This window comes from Agromyces aurantiacus, assembly GCF_016907355.1.
GTDB classification, from domain to species: Bacteria; Actinomycetota; Actinomycetes; order Actinomycetales; family Microbacteriaceae; genus Agromyces; species Agromyces aurantiacus.
Map to the genome: position 1 here is coordinate 607,912 of NZ_JAFBBW010000001.1, position 14,187 is coordinate 622,098.

At 72.2% G+C, this 14,187-nt stretch carries 15 protein-coding genes; 7 read left to right on the forward strand and 8 right to left on the reverse strand.

Translation table 11 applies throughout. The features are described 5' to 3' along the window. Positions 1-74 precede the first annotated feature (74 nt). The gene (locus tag JOD46_RS02900) at positions 75-863 is read left to right on the forward strand and encodes a polyprenol monophosphomannose synthase (protein WP_204391535.1); all 789 of its coding nucleotides are present in this window, start codon (positions 75-77) and stop codon (positions 861-863) included. Here JOD46_RS02900 and JOD46_RS02905 read toward each other — a convergent pair. Further along, positions 815-2,059, reverse strand: a complete 1,245-nt coding sequence (locus JOD46_RS02905; RefSeq protein ID WP_204391536.1) for an ROK family protein — start codon at positions 2,057-2,059, stop codon at positions 815-817. The genes JOD46_RS02900 and JOD46_RS02905 overlap by 49 nt on opposite strands. 176 nt (positions 2,060-2,235) lie before the next feature. On the opposite strand from JOD46_RS02905, the gene JOD46_RS02910 reads away from it, so the two are divergent. Continuing rightward, the gene (locus JOD46_RS02910; protein WP_204391537.1) at positions 2,236-2,694 is read left to right on the forward strand and encodes an MSMEG_6728 family protein; all 459 of its coding nucleotides are present in this window, start codon (positions 2,236-2,238) and stop codon (positions 2,692-2,694) included. A 28-nt stretch (positions 2,695-2,722) separates the two neighbouring features. Here JOD46_RS02910 and JOD46_RS02915 read toward each other — a convergent pair whose 3' ends face one another. The 4 genes from JOD46_RS02915 to JOD46_RS02930 all read right to left on the reverse strand — a co-directional run bounded on the left by JOD46_RS02915 (position 2,723) and on the right by JOD46_RS02930 (position 6,988). Then, complete coding sequence (locus JOD46_RS02915) at positions 2,723-3,508, reverse strand: SDR family NAD(P)-dependent oxidoreductase (RefSeq protein WP_204391538.1); 786 nt, start codon at positions 3,506-3,508, stop codon at positions 2,723-2,725. A 117-nt stretch (positions 3,509-3,625) separates the two neighbouring features. Beyond that, the gene (locus tag JOD46_RS02920; protein WP_204391540.1) at positions 3,626-4,999 is read right to left on the reverse strand and encodes a dipeptidase; all 1,374 of its coding nucleotides are present in this window, start codon (positions 4,997-4,999) and stop codon (positions 3,626-3,628) included. 61 nt (positions 5,000-5,060) lie between these two features. After that, positions 5,061-6,524, reverse strand: a complete 1,464-nt coding sequence (locus tag JOD46_RS02925) for an anaerobic C4-dicarboxylate transporter family protein (protein WP_204391541.1) — start codon at positions 6,522-6,524, stop codon at positions 5,061-5,063. 26 nt (positions 6,525-6,550) lie between these two features. After that, positions 6,551-6,988: a hypothetical protein gene (locus tag JOD46_RS02930; protein WP_204391543.1), complete on the reverse strand. Its 438-nt coding sequence runs from the start codon at positions 6,986-6,988 to the stop codon at positions 6,551-6,553. A gap of 302 nt (positions 6,989-7,290) precedes the next feature. Here JOD46_RS02930 and JOD46_RS02935 point away from each other — a divergent pair, with 302 nt between their 5' ends. Then, positions 7,291-8,649 carry a pyridoxal phosphate-dependent decarboxylase family protein gene (locus JOD46_RS02935; protein ID WP_204396167.1) on the forward strand — a complete coding sequence of 453 codons (1,359 nt, stop codon included), beginning with the start codon at positions 7,291-7,293 and terminating at the stop codon, positions 8,647-8,649. A gap of 27 nt (positions 8,650-8,676) precedes the next feature. Here the strand turns inward: JOD46_RS02935 and JOD46_RS02940 are convergent, their stop codons facing one another. Further along, positions 8,677-9,798: an N-formylglutamate amidohydrolase gene (locus tag JOD46_RS02940; RefSeq protein WP_204391545.1), complete on the reverse strand. Its 1,122-nt coding sequence runs from the start codon at positions 9,796-9,798 to the stop codon at positions 8,677-8,679. Between the two features lie 184 nt (positions 9,799-9,982). Between JOD46_RS02940 and JOD46_RS02945 the strand changes: the two genes are divergently transcribed. The 4 genes from JOD46_RS02945 to JOD46_RS02960 all read left to right on the forward strand — a co-directional run bounded on the left by JOD46_RS02945 (position 9,983) and on the right by JOD46_RS02960 (position 11,823). Beyond that, positions 9,983-10,189, forward strand: a complete 207-nt coding sequence (locus JOD46_RS02945) for a hypervirulence associated TUDOR domain-containing protein (protein ID WP_204391547.1) — start codon at positions 9,983-9,985, stop codon at positions 10,187-10,189. Between the two features lie 12 nt (positions 10,190-10,201). Next, positions 10,202-10,681, forward strand: coding sequence for a hypothetical protein (locus JOD46_RS02950; RefSeq protein WP_204391549.1), 480 nt, complete (start codon positions 10,202-10,204; stop codon positions 10,679-10,681). Between the two features lies 1 nt (position 10,682). Beyond that, on the forward strand, positions 10,683-11,030 hold the full coding sequence (locus JOD46_RS02955) for a hypothetical protein (RefSeq protein ID WP_204391550.1): 348 nt from the start codon (positions 10,683-10,685) through the stop codon (positions 11,028-11,030). A 133-nt stretch (positions 11,031-11,163) separates the two neighbouring features. Further along, a complete protein-coding gene (locus JOD46_RS02960; protein WP_204391551.1) occupies positions 11,164-11,823 on the forward strand; it encodes a hypothetical protein in 660 nt (219 codons plus the stop codon). Between the two features lie 24 nt (positions 11,824-11,847). On the opposite strand, the gene JOD46_RS02965 is transcribed toward JOD46_RS02960, so the two are convergent. Together JOD46_RS02965 and JOD46_RS02970 are read right to left on the reverse strand one after the other, a co-directional pair. Continuing rightward, positions 11,848-12,894, reverse strand: a complete 1,047-nt coding sequence (locus tag JOD46_RS02965; RefSeq protein ID WP_204391552.1) for a lactonase family protein — start codon at positions 12,892-12,894, stop codon at positions 11,848-11,850. Further along, complete coding sequence (locus JOD46_RS02970) at positions 12,891-14,177, reverse strand: alpha-hydroxy acid oxidase (protein WP_204391553.1); 1,287 nt, start codon at positions 14,175-14,177, stop codon at positions 12,891-12,893. Before JOD46_RS02970 ends, JOD46_RS02965 begins: the two co-directional genes overlap by 4 nt. Positions 14,178-14,187: the final 10 nt, after the last annotated feature.

Consider the following 14,187-nt stretch of genomic DNA (forward strand, 5'->3'; position numbering starts at 1 on the left):
CCAGCAGCATGCGAACGTCCGGGCAAGGGCTTGTACGATGCCAAGCAGTGTCGAGTACAGGTGAGGAGCGGCGGATGCCCGGGCCGCTGGTGGTGATCCCCACCTACAACGAGCGCGAGAACCTGCCCGCCATCGTCGCGCGCGTGCGCGCGGCGGTGCCCGAGGCGTCCGTGCTGGTGGTCGACGACCACTCGCCCGACGGCACGGGCGAGCTCGCCGACGGGCTCGCGCACGTCGACCCGAGCGTGCACGTGCTGCACCGGCGCGGCAAGGAGGGCCTCGGGGCGGCCTACCTCTCGGCGTTCGAGTGGGCGCTCGAGCGGGGACATGATCCGGTGGTGCAGCTCGATGCCGACGGCTCGCACCTGCCGGAGGAGCTGCCGCGGCTCCTCGCGGCGCTCGAGACGCCGGATGCCGCGGGGCGCCGCCCCGACCTCGTGATCGGATCGCGGTGGGTGCCGGGCGGTTCCGTCGTGAACTGGCCCCGTCACCGCATGTGGCTCTCGCGGGTGGGCAGCGCGTACTCGCGGATCATGCTCGACCTGCCGGTGCGCGACGCGACGGGGGGCTATCGGGTGTTCCGGGCCGAGGGCCTGCGCCGGCTGCACCGCGAGGATGTGCACACGCGCGGCTACGGCTTCCAGGTCGACATGCTGTGGCACGCCGTGATGCACGGGCTGAGTGTGGTGGAGGTGCCGATCACGTTCGTCGAGCGCGAGCTCGGGCGGTCGAAGATGAGCTGGGGCATCGTGATCGAGGCGATCTGGCAGGTGACGGCGTGGGGGTTCACGCGCCGGTTCGGCCGTCGCCGGGATCAGGCGGCCGCGGCGACCAGCGAGGCGCGCAGGCGTTCGCGAGCCTGAGCGGTCGCGGCGGCGAAGCCGGCCGTGGCGGCCGGGACGATGCGCGGGACGGCGTCGAGCGCCCCGCCGCCCAGCGCGGGCCGGTTGTCGCGGAACGCCGCTTCGATGTCGCCCGCGAGGGGCGCCCACCATCCGCCGACCGAGACCACGTCGGGGTCGATCGTCGGCACGACGACCTGCAGCGCGCGCCCGATCCAGAGGGCCGCGTCGAGCCAGGCCCATCGGGCCCGGTCCTCGGCTGCGGCGATGCGGGTCGCGAGCTCCTCGAGCGCGGCACGGCGCCCGTACTGGACCTCGAACTCCCGCAGTTCGGCGCGCTCGAGGATGGGACCGGGCGAGGCGACCGTGGTCAGGCAGCCGCGCTGCCCGCACGCGCACCGGACGCCGTCGGGCACGACCGGCAGGTGGCCGAACGTGCCCGCGAGCCCGTGCGCTCCGCGGTACGCCATCCCGCCGATCGCGATCCCGGCGGCGACCTGCGTGTCACCGGTGAGGTGGAGCAGCACGGCCGCGGATCGGCGCGCGGCCTCGGCGACGGCGTCGGCGGTGGGCGTGGAGATCAGGGTGGGCGGCGCCGCGAGCTCGGGCTCGATATCGGCGAGCCGCGCCGACCGCGCCCGGAGCGCCGAGACGACGTCGATGGGCTCGAGGCCGAGGGCGTCGTCGAGCACCGCGAGCTCGGGCGATCCCGCGACGGCGCCCTGGATCGCGACGGCCAGCGTCGCGATGCCGCGCTCGTCGCGCGCGGCCTGGGCGATGGTGCGCTCGACGACCTGCGCGAGCGCGTCGAGCGCCGCGGCGGGACCGGGTCGTTCGTCGTCCTCGACGAGGGCGGGTTCCTCGTAGCGGGCGACCTCGGTGCCGTCGAGCTCGGTCAGCGTGGCGACCGCGTCGTCGCCGACGATCCCGGCGGTGAGGAGCAGCCGGTCGGCCACGGCCAGCGAGAGCCGGCCGCCTCGCGCGCGCTCCGCGGCGTCATCCTCGACGAGGACACCTCGCTCGAGCATCCGATGCAGCAGGGCGGACGCCGCGCTGCGCCCGAGTCCGGATGCCGTGGCCAGCTCGGTCCGGCCGGCCTCGCCGTGCGCGAACAGGTGGCCGATCACCAGGCCCGCCGCGTGCGCAGCCGCCGGATTGGTCGCCGGTGCGGTCGGATCGTCATGGTCGGCTTCGGAGCGCGCCCCGGACTGCGTCATGGCGCAAGCATGCTGGCGCGGCGCATCGTGCGGTAAGCACCCCGTTCGGGGGACACCCGGACGGGAGGTCGTCGGTCGGAGTCAGCGGGAGTGCGGCCGTCGAGCTCGGTCCGCAACCCGTAGCCGGCTCCCAGCCGCGAGCCCTACCGTGTCCTCACGCACGGAAGGGGGCCGAGGTGCAGACGTTCCTCCCGTTCGCCGAGTTCGACCGCAGCGCGGCCGCGCTCGACACGGTGCGGCTCGGCAAGCAGCGCGTCGAGACCCTGCAGGTCATGCGCGCCCTGACGATCCCCGACTACGGATGGCGCCACCATCCGGTCGTGCGCATGTGGCGCGGGTTCCGCCCGGCCCTCATGGCCTACCAGGACGCGGTCTGCGACGAATGGGAGCGGCGGGGCCACGTCGACACATGCCGTGCCAAGACGCTCGTCGACCTCGACGTCGACCACCACGACGGCGCGGCGTACCGCGATCGGGACTTCACGCTGCCGCCGTGGGTCGGCGACGACGCGTTCCACCGCTCGCACCGTTCGAACCTGCTGCGGAAGGATCCGGAGTTCTACTCCGACTTCGCGGCCGAGGTGCCGGCCGACCTGCCGTACGTGTGGCCGCCAGGGCACGAGACGATCGTCTGACGAGCCCGGGCCCGCGCCTGGGCTCGCGTCAGCGGCGCTCTTCGGCGACCGCGTTGCCGCCGTCGACCGGGATGAGCTGGCCGGTCACGTAGGACGCTCCCGGGCTCGCAAGCCAGGCGATCGCCGAGGCGACCTCGTCGGGTCGTCCGCTGCGGCCGACCGGCACGAGCAGGCCCTCCTCGGCCTCGCTCGGCAGCTGGCTCGCGGTCGCGATCCAGCCGGGGGCGACCGCGTTGGCCGTGATGCCGAAGATCGCCTCGTCGACCGCGAGCGCGCGCACGTAGCCGAGCATCCCCGCCTTCGCGGTCGCATACCCGACGTCGCCGCGCGAGGCCATGAGCGGCCCGGACACGCTCGAGACGCAGACCACCCGGCCCCAGCCCGTCTCGCGCATGCCGGGCAGCATGGCGCGGGTCAGCAGGAACGCGGTCGTGAGGTTCATCGCGAGGTGCGCGTTCCAGTCGTCGAGGGTCATCGTGCCGTCGCCGTGCAGCATCTCGGGGTCGCCCGAGGCGATCATGCCCGCGTTGTTCACGACGATGGTCGGCCGGATGCCGGCGACCGCGAGCTCGGCGGCCAGGTCGTCGACCTGCTCCTCGACGTCGAGGCGCGCGATCACGGCGGTCGCCGTGATGCCCTCGCGTCGGAGCTCCTCGGCGCGCTCATGGACGCGCTCGGTGGTGGCCGTGAGCACGATGCCGGCGCCGAGTTCGCCGAGCGCCCGGGCGGCGGCGAACCCGATGCCGGCGGAGCTGCCCGCGCCGCTGACGATCGCGACGCGGCCGTCGAGGTTCCACGATGATGGCAGGCTCATGGCGGCATCGTAGGCACCCTCGCTCGTCCGCGGAAGTCACCGCGACGTCGACGCCGCTGGCGATCCCTCGACACGGCGGCGCGGCGAGAGCACGGCGGCGCGGCGACGGGAGAGGTGCTAGGGCCCGCTGGTGCCGAGCCGCTGCAGCAGCAGGGCCTGCGCGACGACCAGCCGTTCGATCTCCTGCGGGTCGACGCTCTCGTCGGAGGAGTGGATGCGCGAGAGCGCGACATCCTCAGGGCCCCAGAGCACGAACTCCGCATTCGGGACGGCATGCTGGAGGGTGCGGAGCAGCGGGATGGAGCCTCCGCACCCGGCTTCGCCGACCGGCTTGCCGAAGGCCGTCTCCATGGCCCAGCGCGCCGCGGCGTAGCCCGGACCGCTCGTGTCGCACAGGAAGGGCGGCGCCTCCTTCGTCCGCTCCACCTCGACCCGGGCACCCCAGGGCGCGTGGGTCTCGAGGTGGCGCACCAGCGCGTCGAGCTCGGTCGCCGGGTCCGAGCCGGGCACGATCCGCATCGAGATCTTCGCGCGGGCCGACGGGATCAGCACGTTGGACGACCCGGCGATGCTCGTCATGTCGATGCCGATCGCGTTGATCGAGGGGTGCGCCCAGAGCCGGTCCCCGACGGGCCCCGTGCCGGTCAGCTGCACTCCGTCGAGGATGTCGGCGCTGGCGCGCAGGTCGTCCGCGTGGAAGTCCTCCCCCTCCCATGTCCCGGCCGAGACCCCCTCGACCGCGACGTTCCCGTCGTCGTCGTGCAGCGTCGCCAGCAGGCGCGCGAGCGCCATCATGGCATCCGGTGCCGGGCCGCCGAAGACGCCGGAGTGCAGCGGGTGCTCGAGGGTCCGCACGGTCACCACGCACGCGACATCCCCCCGCAGCGCCGTCGTGAAGGCGGGCTCTCCGACCCGGAGGTTGCCCATGTCGCAGATGACGAACAGGTCGCAGTCGAACAGCTCCGGGTGCGCCTCGACGAAGGCCTCGAGGTTGCTCTCGGTCTCCTCCATGCCCTCGAGGATGAGCTTGACGGTGCAGGGCGGCGTCCCGTCGAAGATCCGCAGCGTGCCCAGGTGGGCGACGAGCCCGGCCTTGTCGTCCGACGCGCCGCGACCGTAGATGCGGCTGTCGTCCTTGGTCGTCGCGGTCCACGGATCGCTCGTCCAGCCCTGCTCGGCCGGGGCGGGCTGCACGTCGTAGTGGGCGTACAGCATCACCGTGGGCGAGCCCTCCGGTCCCCTGATCTCCCCGTAGATGGGCGGATATCCCGTCGGCACGTCCATGAGGCGGGCGTCGGTGAAGCCCGCCTCACGGAACAGCCGCAGCGTCACGTCCGCCATCCGCCGAACCGGTTCCTCGGGATAGCCGGGGAAGGCGACCGAGGGGATGGCGACGAGCCGCTCCAGGTCGGCGACCAGTCCTGGCATGAGCTCGGCGGCCTTGGCGGCGAGGTCGCCGGACTGCGACTTCGCGTCGGTGTCGTGATTCATCTCAGCTCCGATTCAGGGTTGGGCTGGCAGTGGACGGTGCTCCGCACCGGAGCGCCTCCGATCAGCGGAAGAGGAGGGCCCCGATCAGCGCCCCGACGACGATGGTGACGACGGAGAGCACGAGCATCGGGACGAAGAAGCTGTGGTCGAACAGCTTCGTGCCGAGCTTCGTGCTGCCGGACAGGTCGAAGTTCGCGGCGGCGATCTGGGTGCCGTTCGCCGGCAGGGTGTAGACACCGCCCAGGGCGCCGGCCCACATGCCGGTCACGACGCCCGGTGCCAGGCCGGCCGCGAGGCCGATCGGGACGATCGTCCGCGTCGCGGTGGACTGGCTGGTCGTGAGCGCCGCCACCAGGAACACGGCGACCGCGAAGAGGAACACGTAATTGTTGACCCAGCTGCCGATCGTGTCGACGATGACCTCCTCGTGCGCCGCGATGAACGTCGCGGTGAGCCACGCGATCCCGAAGAGCGCAATGGCCGAGATCATGCCGGCCTTGAAGACGGACATGTCCGGAACGATCTTCACGTCGGGTCGGCCGATGAAGAGGATCAGCACGCCGACGACGAACATCACCATGACGATCGTCGTGGTCATGTCGATCGGCACGGGGTCGCCGCCCTCGACCGGGAACGATGGGCGCAGGCCGGGGAAGAGCCCGAGCAGGACGATGGCCACGACTCCGGCGAAGAAGGTCAGCGCGGAGTTGCGACCCCGCTTCGTGTAGGTCAGCACCGGCGGAGCGGTGGCCGTCCCGCCCGCATTCGTCGCGGATCCTGCGGTCGTGTCCGACCCGTCGTTCGCCTCGACCGCGCCGGCCTCGCCGGTCGAGGCGGCGTCGACCGTCGTGGTCGTCTGTTCGGCGACGCGCCAATCCGCGAGCTCTCCCGCGGCGATCTTCGCCTGGACCACTGGGTCGTCCTCCAGGTTCTTCCCCAGCCGGTTGACGACCAGGGCGGTGACCACGATGCCGATGACGCACGCGGGGATGGTGATCGCGAGGATCTGGGTGAGGCCGAGGTTGTACGGCTCGGTGTCGGTGAGGGTCACCATGGCGGCCATGGCCGCCGACACCGGCGAGGCTGCCAGGGCGCTGCCCGACTGCACGACGGTGAGCGACAGTGGCCTCGAGGGTCGGATGCCGTTCTTGTAGGAGACGTCGTAGATGACCGGGAGCAACGGGTAGATGATGTTGCTCGTCCCCGCACCGACCGAGAACGCGAATGCGGTCAGCGGGGCGATGAGGGTGATCTGCTTCGGATGCCGCTGGATGACCCTGGCCGCGACCGCGACCATCCAGTCGATGCCGCCTGCGGCCTGCATCAACGCGGCCGCCGTGACGACCGCGAGGATGATCGCCATGGCCGCCGCAGGCGGTGAACCCGGAGCCTCCTGGAAGACGAAGACGAGCACGAACGTGCCCAACCCGCCCCAGAGACCGACCCCCACGCCACCGGCCCTCGTGCCCATGATGATTGCGCCGACCACCACGAGGGCCTCGAGCACGAACACCAGTACGTCCATTTCCTTCTCCTGCCTCGGTTCTCAGCTCACTGCGGGCATTGCGTCTCGGCGAGGCCCTGCACGATCGACCAGGCGTCGCGGACACGCTGCACCGAGTCCTCGATCAGGGGTGCGGCGGTCTCCCTCGCGTCGGCTCCGGCGTCGACCGCGGCCTGCCGCACGGCGTCGACCTCGTCCCGCAACCGCGTCAGGGCGTCGTCGAGTCGCCCCTCGGCCACGGCCTGGAACTGGTCGAGTTCCTGGCTCACCTCGTCCGCCGCGGCGCGGAGGTCGTCCACCTTCGTCGTCGCGGGGTCCTTCTCGCGGAGGTCGTCGACCGCGGCGACGAGGTCGTCGTACTGCGCGCAGAGGTCCTGGGTGGCAAGGTTCGCGCATCCGCTCAGCAGCTGCGTTGAGAGCAGCGCCAGCCCGGCGACCGCCGCGGCGCGACCTGCGAACGCGTGCCTCATGCTCGACCTCGACATCGCCCGCTCCTTCGACCCGATGGGACTCATGTTCGGCGCGGCCGAATCCCACGCAGAAGGGCCTTACGTCCCGGAGCGGTCGAGCCTTCGTCCCATCCGTGGTGGGATGTGGAAGCACGGTCCCGCGCTCTATTGCGACGATCGGGTTGAGACGCATGATTCTTGCGTACAACCGCCGGAAAGCGGCGTCGACTTGCGCAACGCTTCCATCGTGCGCACACTTGTGCAGGCTCCGAATCGACCCGAGGGAACAGAGGAACACCGTGACCACCGCCGACGCGTCCGCCGCGCGCCCCGCCCGCATGCACGAGGTCTCCGACGAGACCACTGAGCTCGTCGATCTCGTGCTCGACTACTCGCGCCGCCGCATCCTCGCGACCGACACGCCGCTCGACAAGCCCATCCCCGAGTTCGAGCTCGACCGCCTCGCCGGGCGCAGCATCGACGAGCACGGCATCGGCGCCGAGCGGGCGCTCGCCAAGTTCGAGCACGTGCTCGCGCCGTCGTGCATCACGACCGACCACCCGCAGTACCTCTCGTTCATCCCGACCGCGCCGACCAAGGCCGCGATCGCGTTCGACCTCGTCGTCTCGGCCAGCGCCCTGTACGGCGGCTCGTGGCTCGAGGGGGCGGGCGCCGTCTACGCCGAGAACGAGGTGCTGGCCTGGCTCGCGAAGGAGTTCGGCCTCCCGGCCACCGCCGGCGGCGTCTTCGTGCAGGGCGGCACCCTCGGCAACCTCTCGGCGCTCGTCGCCGCGCGCGAGCACGCGCGGCTCGAGGTGACCCTCGCCGGCGGCGAGATGCCGACCCGATGGAAGGTCGTCTGCAGCGGCGAGGCGCACTCGTCGATCGCGTCGGCGGCGCGCGTCATGGACGTCGACGTGGTCGCGGTCGCGGCGGGCGACGACGGGATGCTCCGTGGCGACGCCGTGCGCGCCGCGCTCGAGGAGCACGGGGCATCCGTCTTCGCCGTCGTCGCCACCGCGGGCTCGACGAACTTCGGCATCGTCGACGACCTCGCCTCGATCGCGGCCCTGAAGGACGAGTTCGAGTTCTGGCTGCACGTCGACGGCGCCTACGGCCTCGCCGGCATGCTCTCGCCCCTCGCGCGCGACCGCTTCGCGGGCGTCGAGCGCGCGGACTCGGTGATCGTCGACCCGCACAAGTGGCTGTTCGCGCCGTTCGACGCCTGCGCGCTGATCTACCGCGACCCCGAGGCGGGGCGCCGCGCGCACACCCAGCACGCCGAGTACCTCGACACGCTCACCGAGACCAGCGAGTGGAGCCCGTCGGACTATGCCGCGCACCTCACCCGCCGGGCCCGCGGGCTTCCGCTGTGGTTCTCGCTCGCCACGCACGGCGCGGCCACCTACCGTGAGGCCGTCACCGCCTCGATCCGGCTCGCGCACGACATCGCGCGCGAGATCGAGCGCCGCGACGGGTTCCGCCTCGTGCGTGCGCCCCAGCTGTCGGTCGTCGTGTTCGAGCGCGACGGCTGGACGAAGGCCGACTACGACGCCTGGTCGGCCCGGCTGCTCGACGAGCAGCACGCGTTCGTCACGCCGAGCTCGCACGCCGGCCGCCCGAACACGCGCTTCGCGATCGTGAACCCGGCGACGACGTTCGAGCAGCTGGTCGCGATCCTCGACACCATGGCCTGAGCCGCGCCGCGTGCCGCGTCGGGTCCGTCAGGCCGATTCGCGGAACACGTCCCACGACGCCATGCACGCCCGCGCGATCCGGTCCACGTGGTCGGGGTCGGGCTCGACCCATCCCGTGCCGGGTCGGGCGAGCACGGCCGCGTTCCGTTCGCCGAGCAGGAACTCACGCAGGAACTCGGCCTGCACGGCCGAGAGCGTGACGCCGGCGGCATCCGCGTCGCCCGCGAGCTCGCGGAACCGGGCACCCGAGGCGATGATCTCCTGGCTGCCGAGGTACGGCTGGTTCAGCTGCACGTCGTCGGCCGACCCGGCGGCGAACCCGAGGCGATGGGCGGCGGCGAGCTCGCGGACGAGGTCGGGGCGCATCGTCACGGGATCGGGCGGGTCGACGTCGCGCGGCTCGCCGTCGTGGTCGCCGCGGTTCGACAGCGCCACGATCGCGGGCAGGCGGTCCTTCGGGTCGCGCTCGACGCGCACCGCTCCGTCGCGCGTGGTCGTGTGGTTCATGGTGTCGTGGAACGAGAGCGTCGTGAACCGGCGCGGCCGGCCGTCGGCGCGGGAGGCCGCGAACTTGGCGGCGACGAAGCGCTCGCGCAGCTCGTCGCGCGTGCGCTCGTACACGCCGAGGCCGCGTTCGGCGACCTCCTCGAACATCGCGACCATCCGATCCAGCTCCTCGCCCTCGTCCGGGATCACGAGGAGCGGGAAGAACGAGAACGTCACCGGCCGGATGGCGTCGACCCCCGTGAGGTCGACCCGCTGGTACGGTCCGGCGGCTCGCACGCGCGCGACCGCCTCGCGGAGCTTCGCGCCCAGGTCGTCGGGCCGCGCTCGATTCGGATCGCGGACGATGCGCGGATGCGGGTTCTCGACGTAGACGACGCGCGGATCGAGCTCGGCCCAGCGCCGCACGATCGCGCTGGTCGACACGTCGGAGAAGTCGTACTGGAGCCGGTGCGTGAACTGGGGCGCCAGGAACGCGGCGAGCTCCTCGGGAATCGCCGCGCCCGAGTGCGGGCAGCTGACGAGGAGGTCGGCGTCGGCGATCGCCTCGTCGAGGGTCCGCCCGTCGCGATCGGCGTAGAAGATCAGCTCGTCCGGGGTGAAGACCCTGCCGGACGGGATGAGCACCGGCACGGAATCGTCCATGCGCCCGAGGCTAACGACGGCCCCGACCGCCTCGCGGGACCTTCGTCACGGTGCCGTCGACCGGCACGCGGGCTTGCGTGCCCGGGCGGCGCGGTCAAGGGGCTTGGGGGCGGATGCCTCGCGGCGTAGCCTCGCGAACGAGTGGCCCGTCCGGGCCGCCGTCCGAGATGCGAGGGGGAACCGCATGGTCGCCGTGCACGACCGCGTCAGCTGGGCGACGTCGCAGGGACGCACCCGAGGCCGCGTCGTCGAGCGCCGTACCGCCGACTTCACGTTCGACGGCCAGCGATTCACCGCATCAGACGACGACCCCGCCTTCATCGTCGAGAGCGAGAAGACCGGCGCGCGAGCCGCGCACACGGGGTCGGCGCTCCGAGTGCTGAAGAAGTAGGAGGAACCGCGTATGCCGAAGACCGAGACCGACCGAGACGCCCGACGTGCCGCGAAGCGCGCCGTGAAGGACGCCGAGCGCGCGGGCAAGGAGACCCGCAAGCTCGCCTCCTCGCTGCCCGAACCCGCCCGAACGAAGGTGAAGGCCGCCGCGAAGGCCGAGGCCGAGCGCATCGACCGGGCGAAGAAGGATGCGGGCAGCAGCCCCGTGACCGCGAAGCGCGCCGCGCGGCGGTCATCCGCCCGGCTCGAGCGGGTCGCCGTGCGCTACGGCACCGCCGCCGGCACCGCCTCCTCGACCGGGTCCCCGAAGAAGGGCAGCCGCTCGAAGACGATCAAGCAGCAGCGTGCGCAGGTGAAGCAGCCGTCGAAGATGGCCGTGGTCAGCGGGCTCCGGACGGTGTTCGCATCGATCACGACGCCGACCGACCAGGAGCGGGCGAAGAAGACCGCGAAGCAGCGCGTGCGGCGCATGAAGGCGAAGCAGGTGTGACATGGCCACGAGGCTGAACGAGACCGCGCTGCGGCACGCCCGCTCGCTCGTCCGCGACGGCAAGGTCGTGCGCGACGAACGCGACGACTGGAGCGAGCACGCACCGAGCGCCGACGACGAGAACCGGTTCATCGAGCGGGAGGGCTGGACCGAGTTCCGGCACTGGCACCTCGGCATCGACGACGACGAGGACGAGGACACGAAGGGCGCCTACTCCTTCCCCTACGGCGACTTCGGCAAGGTCCACCGCTGCGCGGTCGTCTCGCTCGAGAGCCGGGCCGGGCAGTACGACCACGACGACATCCGCGACGCCGCGAAGAAGCTGCTGGAGCTCATCGACCAGGGCTGAGCGCCCGCACCGGCGATCGGGTGGCGCCCCTCACTCGGACCTAGGTCCCATGATGAGAGGAATCCTCGACGTACCGTGAATCCGCATCGACACGGCTTCCCGGTGGAAGCCGGTGTCGGGAGGAGGAACGACGATGAGGAAGACCATGGGGCTGCTCGCGGCGGCGGGCGCGCTCGTGCTCGGCAGCCTGTCGGCCGCGGGGCCTGCGGTCGCGCAGGTCGAGGGCGATTGGAACAGCGTCACGAAGGTGATGGTGAACAAGCTCGGCGGGGTGAACGTCTCCGGCGAGGTCAGCTGCGCCGGCGCGTACGACCGGCTCGTGTCGGGCGAGCTCCTCTACGACACGGGCGAAGGGTGGGCGCCGGTGCCGTTCACGGACGGCGATCTCGTGATCCTCAACGCGAACAGCGACAACTACACCGTGAGCCAGCCGGCGGGCCGCAAGGCGATGATCCAGGTGACCCACGGGTCGTCTCGCATGAGCCCCTGCTACGCCACGACGACCACGACGCCGGACGGGCACACGATCCCGCCATGGGCGGCATGTGCGCCCGAGGGCACCCCGTGCCGCTGGGAGACCGACGCGTACGCCTACGACCACGAGGCGAACGGGCCGCTCTTCGACTACTCGTCGGGCGGGAAGTTCAAGACCGGGCTCGTGAACGTGAGCGCCCAGAGCATCGGGCTCTTCGTCCAGATCCTCCATGAGGACCAGACCTGGGACATGTACTTCATCGAGGAGGGCAGCTACGCCATGACCTCGACCGCCCTCAAGGCGGTCTCCTCCCGGTAGTCGCAGTCGGCCGCGGGCCGGCGGTCAGTCGAGCGGCAGCACGCACGCCGGCGCGGTGAGTTCGAGCACGCGGCGAGCGGCGCCGGTGACGAGGTCGACCTCGACGAGCGCGCCCCCGCGTTCGGCGGCGACCACGAGGGTCCGGTCGTCGAGGTGCGCGTGGTGGCGCGGCCATGCGGCGCCGATCGCGTGCTCGCCGGCGAGGTGCGGCGCGGCGGGGTCGACCGCCTCGAACACGCTCACGGTGTCGCGCCCGCGGACGAGCGCCGTGAGCAGGCGACCCGACGGGCTCGCGTCGAGGTGCGACGGCTGCACGATGTCGTCGCGGCCGCCCGACGGTGGCGCGACGACCGCGGCCTCGGTGCCCGCGGCACGCGCGGTCGCCGCGTCGAGCTCGAACGTGTGCAGGCGGCCGTCGAGCTCGCCGATCACGTGCAGCACGCCCGCCTGCACGAGCAGGTGGCGCGGGCCGGTTCCGGGGGCCAGGTCGATGGTGCGCGCGATGCGCAGCGTGGGCCCCGCGGCATCCGTCGCCCGCTCGACCACGAGCTCGTGGATCGCGTCGCCGCCGAGGTCGCTCACGAGATGCGTGCCCCACGGGGTCGGCACGACCTGGTGGGCGTGCGGCGCGTCCTGGCGGTCGGCGACCGGACCGGTGCGCGGGGGCAGCGGCAGCGTCACCGGGCGGCCGAGCCCACCCGACGAGTCGAACGGCACGGCCGTGACCGATCCGCCCGAGTAGTTCGCGACGAGCAGCACTCCAGATGCCGCGTCGACGACGACGTGGCACGGATCGGCCTCGCCGTGCTGCACGACGGCGACGGGCACGAGCGTCGCGCCCGCGCCATCCGGACCGCCGTCGACGCGGAAGCTCGCGACCGACCCCGACGATTCCTCGAGCACCGCGAACAGCAGGTCGCCCGAGCGCGCGACGAACGAGGGGTTCGACGCGACGGCCGACGCGACGACGCGCCACTCGCCCGACGCCGACCGCTCCGCGAGGTGCAGGCTCGGCGCAGGGCCGTCGGGCGTGTACGACCCGAGGGCGAACCGACGCGCCTGCGCGGTCACAGCTGGACCGGCAGGCGCGACGCGGCGGCCTCGGCCGCGTCGGCGACGGGGCGTGCGACGGGCTGCAGGCGCGTGAGCTGGGTGACGTGCTTCGGCGAGAGCTCGTCGAGCGTGGCGACCTCGAGCAGCTTCATGGTGCGCTCGATCTCGCCGCGCAGGATCGCGATCGTGCGGTCGACGCCGCGCCGGCCGCCCGCCATGAGGCCGTAGAGGTAGGCCCGGCCGATGAGCGTGAACCGCGCTCCGAGGGCGATCGACGCGACGATGTCGGCGCCGTTCATGATGCCCGTGTCGACGTGGACCTCCATGTCGCCGCCGACCTCGCGGACGACGTCGGGCAGCAGGTGGAAGGGGATCGGCGCGCGGTCGAGCTGGCGGCCGCCGTGGTTCGAGAGCACGACGCCGTCGACGCCCGTGTCGGCGAGGAGCCTGGCATCCTCGACGGTCTGCACGCCCTTCACGACGATCTTCCCGGGCCAGATCTCGCGGATGACATCGAGGTCGGCGAACGAGATCGTGGGGTCCATGGCCGAGTCGAGCAGTTCGCCGACCGTGCCGCCCGTCGACGAGAGCGACGCGAACTCGAGCTTCGGCGTGGTCAGGAAGTCGATCCACCACGCCGGGCGGGGGATCGCGTTCACGATGGTCCCCAGCGTGAGCTGCGGCGGGATCGAGAAGCCGTTGCGCTTGTCGCGCAGCCGGGCGCCCGCGACGGGCGTGTCGACCGTGAAGAACAGCGTGTCGAAGCCCGCGGCCGCGGCGCGGCGCGCGAGCTCGTACGAGATCTCGCGGTCCTTCATGACGTAGAGCTGGAACCAGTTGCGCCCGGTGGGGTTCGCGGCCTTCACGCCCTCGATCGAGGTCGTGCCGAGCGTCGAGAGCGTGAACGGGATGCCCGCGGCGCCGGCCGCGCCGGCGCCGGCCTCCTCGCCTTCGGTCTGCATGAGGCGCGTGAAGCCCGTCGGCGCGATGCCGAACGGCAGCGCGCTCGGGCCGCCGAGCACCTCGCGACTCGTGTCGACGACCGGCACGTTGCGCAGGATCGACGGGTGGAACTCCACGTCCTGGAACGCCTGCCGCGCTCGGGCCAGCGACAGCTCGCCCTCGGCGGCGCCCTCGGTGTAGTCGAACGGCGCCTTGGGCGTGCGGCGCTTGGCGATCTCGCGCAGGTCGGCGATCGTGAGCGCCTTCTCGAGGCGCCGGTCGGTGGGGTTCAGGGTCGGCGTCTTGAACCGCATGAGCTCGGCGAGCTCGCGCGGGTTCGGGAACTGGCGCTGGACCATGGTGGCTCTC

What these genes read in the sequence shown, in the direction of transcription:
- JOD46_RS02900 (WP_204391535.1), top strand. Translation starts at nt 75, where the DNA reads ATGCCCGGGCCGCTGGTGGTGATCCCCACCTACAACGAGCGCGAGAAC.
- JOD46_RS02905 (WP_204391536.1), bottom strand. Translation starts at nt 2,059, where the DNA reads ATGACGCAGTCCGGGGCGCGCTCCGAAGCCGACCATGACGATCCGACC.
- JOD46_RS02915 (WP_204391538.1), bottom strand. Translation starts at nt 3,508, where the DNA reads ATGAGCCTGCCATCATCGTGGAACCTCGACGGCCGCGTCGCGATCGTC.
- JOD46_RS02920 (WP_204391540.1), bottom strand. Translation starts at nt 4,999, where the DNA reads ATGAATCACGACACCGACGCGAAGTCGCAGTCCGGCGACCTCGCCGCC.
- JOD46_RS02925 (WP_204391541.1), bottom strand. Translation starts at nt 6,524, where the DNA reads ATGGACGTACTGGTGTTCGTGCTCGAGGCCCTCGTGGTGGTCGGCGCA.
- JOD46_RS02930 (WP_204391543.1), bottom strand. Translation starts at nt 6,988, where the DNA reads ATGTCGAGGTCGAGCATGAGGCACGCGTTCGCAGGTCGCGCCGCGGCG.
- JOD46_RS02935 (WP_204396167.1), top strand. Translation starts at nt 7,291, where the DNA reads ATGCACGAGGTCTCCGACGAGACCACTGAGCTCGTCGATCTCGTGCTC.
- JOD46_RS02940 (WP_204391545.1), bottom strand. Translation starts at nt 9,798, where the DNA reads ATGGACGATTCCGTGCCGGTGCTCATCCCGTCCGGCAGGGTCTTCACC.
- JOD46_RS02945 (WP_204391547.1), top strand. Translation starts at nt 9,983, where the DNA reads ATGGTCGCCGTGCACGACCGCGTCAGCTGGGCGACGTCGCAGGGACGC.
- JOD46_RS02950 (WP_204391549.1), top strand. Translation starts at nt 10,202, where the DNA reads ATGCCGAAGACCGAGACCGACCGAGACGCCCGACGTGCCGCGAAGCGC.
- JOD46_RS02955 (WP_204391550.1), top strand. Translation starts at nt 10,683, where the DNA reads ATGGCCACGAGGCTGAACGAGACCGCGCTGCGGCACGCCCGCTCGCTC.
- JOD46_RS02960 (WP_204391551.1), top strand. Translation starts at nt 11,164, where the DNA reads ATGAGGAAGACCATGGGGCTGCTCGCGGCGGCGGGCGCGCTCGTGCTC.
- JOD46_RS02970 (WP_204391553.1), bottom strand. Translation starts at nt 14,177, where the DNA reads ATGGTCCAGCGCCAGTTCCCGAACCCGCGCGAGCTCGCCGAGCTCATG.